Raw genomic sequence first — 7,229 nt, forward strand, 5'->3', positions numbered from 1 at the left:
AATGAAGTGCTCCGGATTTACGTGGATGCGCTGTATCCCTCTAGGAGACAAAACGCAGGCGTAGCCGAAGCTACGCTGAGGTTGGCAGGGCGACGAGAGGACAGCGCAGACGCGTGAAGATGGAGTGCTGAATTAATCAGTGCTTCCTAAAGTGCATCGCATGGGCAAGGAGCCGCCTCCAGAGGGAGGTGGCTCCTTGCGTTTGCACGTGTCCAGCGCTAAAATGAAAAAAGATGATACGCACGCGCGAGATTTTGCGCATGTGTATCATCTTTTTTTATGTTGGCAGTGCCGCTTTATAAACGTGATTTGAAGTCCTCGTAGCCGAAGGTGCGTACGGTTTTCGTGGTGCCGTCCTCATCTGCGGTGAGGATAGCGGGAAGCGGCATGCCGTTGAAGGTATTGTTCTTGACCATTGTGTAGATGGCCATGTCGGCAAAGACGACGCGGCTGCCGATGGCGAGCGGCGCGTCGAAGGAGTAGGTGCCGATGGTGTCGCCCGCGAGGCAGGTGGGAGCGGCAAGGGTGTAGGTATACGCCTTTTCCCCCGGTTCACCGCCGCCGACGACGGGCGGGCGGTAGGGCATCTCGATGACGTCCGGCATGTGGCAGGCGGCCGAGGTGTCGAGGATGGCGATGCCGTTTTCCTCCTGTACGTCGAGCACGGTCGCGACGAGATAGCCAGCGTCGAGCGCGACGGCTTCGCCGGGCTCGAGGTAGACGGTGACGTCGTAAGTATCCTGCAGGTGACGGATGATGCGCTTGAGGCGCGGAATGTCGTAGCCCGGCTTCGTGATGTGGTGGCCGCCGCCGAGGTTGAGCCATTTCATCGCGGGCAGGAGGTCACCGAAGCGCTGCTCCACGGCCTGCACCGTCACATCGAGCGCATCGGCGCCCTGCTCGCAGAGCGTGTGGAAATGGAGGCCGTCAAGCTCAGCGAGCGCTGCGCGGCCTCCCGCGGCGTCGATGGCCGCACGGCGCGTGCCGAGCCGCGAGCCGGGCGCGCAGGGATCGTAGATCGCGTGCTCCTGCGTCGAGCATTCCGGATTGATGCGCAGGCCGCAGGAAACGCCGGCGGCCTGCGCCTGCGCGCCGAAGCGCCGCCACTGGCTGAGGGAGTTGAAGACGATGTGGTCGGTGATGGTGACGAGCTCCGCCATGTCCTCTGCGCGGTAGGCAGGGGAGAAGACATGATTTTCCTTGCCCATTTCCTCGTGGCCGAGGCGCGCCTCGTAGAGACCGCTCGCGGTGGTGCCGGAGAGGTACGCACCGATGAGCGGATAGAGGGAATACATCGAGAAACATTTCTGCGCGAGCAGCACATGGGCCCCCGTCGTTTCCTCGATGTCCCTCAGGATGGCGAGGTTCTGCCGGAGTCTCGCGAGGTCGATGACGTAGAAGGGCGTCGGCACGCGCTCCAGCCAGGGAAGGAACGCGCGCGCCATCAGTCGACGAGCTCCGGCGTGAAGCTCTCCTGCCACGGCAGGCCCCATTTGTTGAGGGCATCCATGAATGGGTCGGGATCGAATTCCTCGATGTTCTTGACGCCGGGGCCCTTCCAGGTGCCGTTCATGATGAGCATCGCACCGATCATCGCGGGCACGCCCGTCGTGTAGGATACGGCCTGCGAGCCGACTTCCTTGTAGCATGCCTGGTGGTCGCAGACGTTGTAGAGATAGTAGGTCTTGTCCTTGCCGTCCTTCTTGCCGCGGAAGATGCAGCCGATGTTCGTCTTGCCCTTCGTGCGCGGGCCGAGGCTCGCGGGATCGGGCAGCACGGCCTTGAGGAACTGCAGCGGCACGATTTTCTTGCCCTCGAATTCGATGGGCTCGATGGAGGTCATGCCGACGTCCTCGAGGCAGCGGAGATGCGTGAGGTAGCTCTCGCCGAACGTCATGAAGAAGCGGATGCGCTTGATGCCCGGGATGTTGAGGCCGAGGCTCTCGAGTTCCTCATGGTGCAGGAGGTACATGTCCTTCGGTCCGATTTCCGGGAAGTTGTAGACGCGCTTGATCTCCATCGGCTCCGTCTCGACCCAGTGGCCGTCCTCCCAGTAGCTTCCCTTGGCCGAGACTTCGCGAATGTTGATCTCCGGGTTGAAGTTCGTCGCGAAGGGGTAGCCGTGGTCGCCGGCGTTGCAGTCGAGGATGTCGATGTAGTTGATCTCATCGAACTGGTGCTTGAGCGCGTAAGCGGCGAAGACGCCCGTGACGCCCGGGTCGAAGCCGGAGCCGAGGAGCGCCGTGAGGCCGGCCTTCTCGAAGCGCTCGCGATAGGCCCACTGCCATTTGTACTCGAACTTCGCCGTGTCCTCCGGCTCATAGTTCGCGGTGTCGACGTAGTTTGCGCCGGCGGCGAGGCAGGCATCCATGATGTGGAGGTCCTGGTAGGGGAGCGCGAGGTTCAGCACGACGTCGGGCGCGAAATCACGGATGAGTTTCGTGAGGGCGGGCACGTCGTCGGCGTCAATCTGGGCCGTCTGGATCTTCGTCGCAGTCGTCGGCGCAAGCTTTTCCTTGAGCGCGTCGCATTTCGCTTTCGTGCGCGAGGCGATCATGATTTCAGAGAAGGCCGCGCTGTTCTGGCAGCATTTGTGGATGGCGACGCTCGCGACGCCGCCGCAGCCGATGATGAGAGCTTTTCCCATGATATTGGTTCCTCCTTTGGATGGATAGATGTGGAAAGATGTCGGTGAAGCGCGGTGAAAATACCGCGCGGTGTGTTCGATATGTGCTCAGGACTCGTGCTCGCGGCGCCCGATGTGCGGCCGCTCGAGCGCGAGGAGCATCTCTCGCAGGAGCTTGAGCGCCGTCGCCGTCGAGATGCCGCTCGGATCGAGCGGCGGTGAGAGCTCGACGAGATCGCAGGCGACGACATGCGTGCGCGCGATGACGCGCAGCGCCGCCGAGAGGAGCGCCGCAAACGTCACGCCGCCCGCCTCGGGCGTCCCCGTGCCGGGGAAGCAGGACGGGTCGAGCACGTCGAGGTCGATCGTGAGGTAGACGGGGCGGCCCGCGGCGCGGAGCCCCGCGAGCACCTCGTCGAGGCCCTGGAAGCCGAAGCGGTGCAGATCCGTATGTCCCTCAGCCGCCCAGCGCCACTCCGCGCGCTCGCCGCTGCGGATGCCGAACTGGTGGATGCGCCCGTCGCCGACGACGTCCCAGATGCGCCGCAGTACGGTCGCGTGGGAGAGGCGTGCGTCGAGGTATTCCTCGCGCAGGTCGGTGTGCGCGTCGAAGTGGACGACGGCGAGGTCAGGGTATTTCTCGTGCGCGGCGCGCAGCGCGGGCAGAGTCACGAGGTGCTCGCCGCCGATGAGGAAGGGGAGGCGTCCGGCAGCGAGGATGTCTCTCGCGCGCGCCTCGATATCAGCGAGCGCCTTCTCCGTGTTGCCGAAGGAGAGCTCGAGGTCGCCGCCGTCGAAGACCGCCGCATCCTCGAGGTCGAGATCCTGGTAGGGGCTGTACGTCTCGAGTCCGTAGGATTCGGCGCGCATCGTGCGGCTCGCGAAGCGCGTGCCGGGACGGTAGCTCGTCGTCGAGTCGAAGGGCGCGCCGAAGAGCACGATGCGGCTCTCCTCGAAGGGGCCGTCGCAGCCGAGAAAGGTTTCTACATTACGGTTCCACATCGCGCAGCATCTCCTCTACATAGTTGGGCAGGGCAAAAGCGCCTGCATGCAGCTGGGTATTATAGTAGCGTGTCTTGAGACCGAGCGTGTTCCAGTGCGCGAAGTCGACGTCCTTGACGGGATGGCGCTTTTTCGCGGCGAAGCCGAAGAGCCAGTGGCCCGAAGGGTAGGTCGGTATGTGCGCCTGGTAGACGCGGCTGATGGGGAACGAGGAGACGATGCGCTTGTGGGCGCGCTGCATGGCGTAGGCGTCCTGCGTATAGAAGGGGCTCTCGTGCTGGTTGACCATGATGCCGTCGGCGCGCAGGGCCTTGTAGCAGTTGCCATAGAACTCCTTGGTGAAGAGTCCTTCACCGGGGCCGAAGGGGTCGGTGGAGTCGACGATGATGAGATCGTAGGCATCTTTCGCGTGACGCACGAACTTCAGCCCGTCCTCGTAGTGGATGGCGACGCGCTTGTCACTGAGGCAGCCGGCGGTCTGCGGCAGGTATTTGCGGCAGACCTCGACGACGAGCTCGTCGATCTCCACGAGGTCGATATGGCGGATGCCGGGATAGCGCACGAGCTCGCGCACGGTACCGCCGTCGCCGCCGCCGATGACGAGTACGTCGCGCGTGTCAGGGTTGACGCAGAGCGGCACATGGGTGATCATCTCGTGATAGATGAATTCATCCTTTTCCGTGAGCATCATGTAGCCGTCGAGTGTGAGGAACCGGCCGAACTCCTTCGAGTCGAAGATGTCGATGCGCTGGAATTCGCTGCGGCCCGCGTAGAGCTGGCGGTCGACCTTGATGGAGAATTTGACGTTCGGCGTGTGTAGCTCGCTGAACCAGAGTTCCATGGAATCCCTCCTTTATGGTTGGTAGGCGTTATTTCATGACGTTGAGCGTGCGCAGCGTCATGTCCTCGGTGCCTGTCATCTGGCAGCCCTTTTTCTTCGCGTAGCGGATGTAGGTGAGGATCTCGTCCGTGATGCGCTCGCCGGGCGCGAGGATGGGGATGCCGGGCGGGTAGCACATGACGAACTCGCTCGAGACGCGCCCCGCGGTCTTTTCTATCGGCAGCGGCTCTTTGGCCGCGTAGAACGCCTCCTGCGGGCCGCAGACGACTTCGGGATCGATGTATTCCGCCTTAAGCATTTTCGCCTGCGGCTTGCTGTAATTGCGGCGGATCTCCGCGAGCGCGGCGACGAGGCGTTCGATGTCCTTCGGGCGGTCGCCGACGGAGACGTAGGCGAGCAGGTTCGCGATGTCGCCGAACTCCGTCTGGATGTCGTACTCGTCGCGCAGGAGGTCGTAGACCTCGATGCCTGCGAGGCCGATGGGCCGCGTGAAGATGGAGAGCTTCGTCGTGTCGAAGTCGTAGATGGCGTTGCCGTCGATGAGCTCGCGCCCGTAGGCGTAGTAGCCGCCGATGGCGTTGATCTCGTCGCGCGCGTAGGCGACGAGGTCGAGCACCTTGGAGAAAATTTCCTCGCCGTGCAGCGCGAGGTTCCTGCGGCTGATGTCGAGGCTCGACATCAGGAGGTAGGAGCCGCTCGTCGTCTGCGTGATGTTGATGATCTGGTGGACGTAGCCCGCGTGGACACCCGGTCCGCAGAGGAGCAGGGAGCTCTGCGTGAGCGAGCCGCCCGACTTGTGCATGCTGATGGCTGCCATATCCGCGCCCGCGTCCATGGCGGAGACGGGCAGATCCTTGTGGAAGTAGAAATGCGTGCCGTGCGCCTCGTCGGCGAGCACGAGCATGCCGTGCGCGTGGGCGAGCTTCACGATGGCGCGCAGATCGGAGCAGATGCCGTAGTAGGTCGGATTGTTGACGAGCACGGCCTTTGCGTCCGGGTGGCGGCGGATGGCGTCGGCGACCTCCTCGACCTTCATGCCGAGGGAGATGCCGAGCGTCTTGTCCATCTGCGGGTTCACGTAGACGGGGATGGCGCCGCAGAGGATCAGCGCGTTGATGGCGCTGCGATGGACGTTGCGCGGCATGATGATCTTGTCGCCGCGGTGCACGGCCGTGAGCACCATCGCCTGCACGGCCGAGGTCGTGCCGCCGACCATGAAGAAAGCGTGCGCGGCGTGGAACGCGTCGGCGGCGAGCGCCTCGGCGTCGCGGATGACGGAGACGGGATGACAGAGGTTGTCGAGCATCTTCATCGAGTTGACGTCCACGTCGAGGCAGGCGGCGCCGAGGAAATCGCGCAACTCGGGGTTGCCGCGGCCGCGCTTGTGTCCGGGTACGTCGAACGGTACGAGGCGCGCCCGCTTCATGCGCTCGAGCGCCTCTAGCACGGGCGCTCGGTCCTGGGTGAGTTCTTGCAGCATGGCAGTTCCTTTCTATAAGAAAGCGCTGGATGGATCCGCGCTCCCACAGGGGAGCGGTGGCTCAATCGCTGCTTCCATAAATATTGCGTCCGCTGAAAATCTCGATCATCTCGCGGCGCAGGCTGCTGGAGATATCGAGCCGTTCCTTCGGCGGGATCTCGTAGATGTCGGTATTGAAGAGGTAGTTTTGCAGCAGCGGCTCCTTGATGAGCATGCGCGTGTGGTAGAGATTCGCCTGGTAGAGGTTGATGTCCACGGCGTCATAGCGGTCGAGCGTCTCCTGTGCGATGTATTCCTGGATCGAAGCCATCTTCGAGTCCATGAAGAGCTTGCGCCCGTGCACGTCGCGCGTGAAGCCGCGCACGCGGTAGTCCATCGTGATGATGTCCGAGTCGAACTGCGAGATGAGGTAGTCGAGCGTCTTGAGCGGCGTGATCTCGCCGCAGGTCGCGACGTCGATGTCGACGCGGAACGTCGCGATGCTCGTCTCGGGGTGGAACTCGGGATAGGTGTGCACGGTCACATGACTCTTGTCGAGATGCGCGAGGATGGTATCGCCCGCGCTTGGCGCCGGGCGCTTGCGCGGGGCGGCGCCGTCCTCCGCGATGAGCATCGCGACGCTCGCGCCCTGCGGCTCGTAGTCCTGCTTGGCGATGTTCAGGATGCGCGCGCCGATCATGTCCGTGACCTTGGAGATGATGTTCGTGAGGCGCTCGGAGTTGTACTGCTCATCGATGTATTTGATGTAATCCTCCTGCTCCCGCGGCGATTTCGCGTAGCAGATGTCGTAAATATTGAAGCTCAGTGCTTTCGTCAGATTATTGAAGCCGTACAGCTTCAGTTTCTCCTCCAATCATCATGACCTGCCTTTCTGATGTGGCGGCGCCGAGTGCGCCGCCGGTCGAAGTCGTTCCTATTCTATCAGATTTTCTCCCTGCGATGCAATAGAGAGTGGGAAAAACGGCGGGGAGGAGAGGCGAAACCAGCGGTGAACGGCAAGTGGTTCCGCTCATAAAAAAGGGGCTGTCTCACGAAAGCATTTTCGTGCGGATAGCCCCGTTTTCTTTGACCTCAATCACGGTCATCTGACACTGGCGATAATCATGGCATAAAAAACAGTACAAGAAACAGGCGGTCACCGATCGCCTCGTTTTTTGCACTGTTCTGTTTCAGGCTGCTGCCGTAATTTGGATGAGGTGCACGCCTAATCGCTGTGCCTGTATTTTGCAATGCAATTTAAAAATGTTATGTGCCATTGCCAGCAGGATGGTTTCTGCCTC

Annotated in this window: 6 protein-coding genes; all 6 read right to left on the reverse strand. The window is 62.2% G+C overall.

Features of this window, described 5'->3' with window-relative positions; all coding sequences use genetic code 11:
- Positions 1 to 296 precede the first annotated feature (296 nt).
- The 6 genes from nspC to speD all read right to left on the reverse strand — a co-directional run bounded on the left by nspC (position 297) and on the right by speD (position 6,802).
- Positions 297 to 1,445, reverse strand: coding sequence for a carboxynorspermidine decarboxylase (nspC, locus tag F599_RS0107580; protein WP_019542927.1), 1,149 nt, complete (start codon positions 1,443 to 1,445; stop codon positions 297 to 299).
- Positions 1,445 to 2,647: a saccharopine dehydrogenase family protein gene (locus tag F599_RS0107585; RefSeq protein ID WP_019542928.1), complete on the reverse strand. Its 1,203-nt coding sequence runs from the start codon at positions 2,645 to 2,647 to the stop codon at positions 1,445 to 1,447. The genes nspC and F599_RS0107585 overlap by 1 nt, the downstream gene beginning before the upstream one ends.
- 87 nt (positions 2,648 to 2,734) lie before the next feature.
- The gene (gene speB, locus F599_RS0107590; protein ID WP_019542929.1) at positions 2,735 to 3,628 is read right to left on the reverse strand and encodes an agmatinase; all 894 of its coding nucleotides are present in this window, start codon (positions 3,626 to 3,628) and stop codon (positions 2,735 to 2,737) included.
- Positions 3,615 to 4,469 (reverse strand): polyamine aminopropyltransferase, encoded by an 855-nt coding sequence (gene speE, locus F599_RS0107595; protein WP_019542930.1) that lies wholly within the window; start codon positions 4,467 to 4,469, stop codon positions 3,615 to 3,617. Before speE ends, speB begins: the two co-directional genes overlap by 14 nt.
- Before the next feature lie 28 nt (positions 4,470 to 4,497).
- Complete coding sequence (locus tag F599_RS0107600) at positions 4,498 to 5,949, reverse strand: aminotransferase class I/II-fold pyridoxal phosphate-dependent enzyme (protein WP_019542931.1); 1,452 nt, start codon at positions 5,947 to 5,949, stop codon at positions 4,498 to 4,500.
- Positions 5,950 to 6,010: 61 nt separating this feature from the next.
- Positions 6,011 to 6,802, reverse strand: coding sequence for an adenosylmethionine decarboxylase (speD, locus tag F599_RS0107605; RefSeq protein WP_019542932.1), 792 nt, complete (start codon positions 6,800 to 6,802; stop codon positions 6,011 to 6,013).
- Positions 6,803 to 7,229: the final 427 nt, after the last annotated feature.

The organism is Selenomonas bovis DSM 23594, from assembly GCF_000381005.1.
GTDB classification, from domain to species: domain Bacteria; phylum Bacillota; class Negativicutes; order Selenomonadales; family Selenomonadaceae; genus Selenomonas_C; species Selenomonas_C bovis.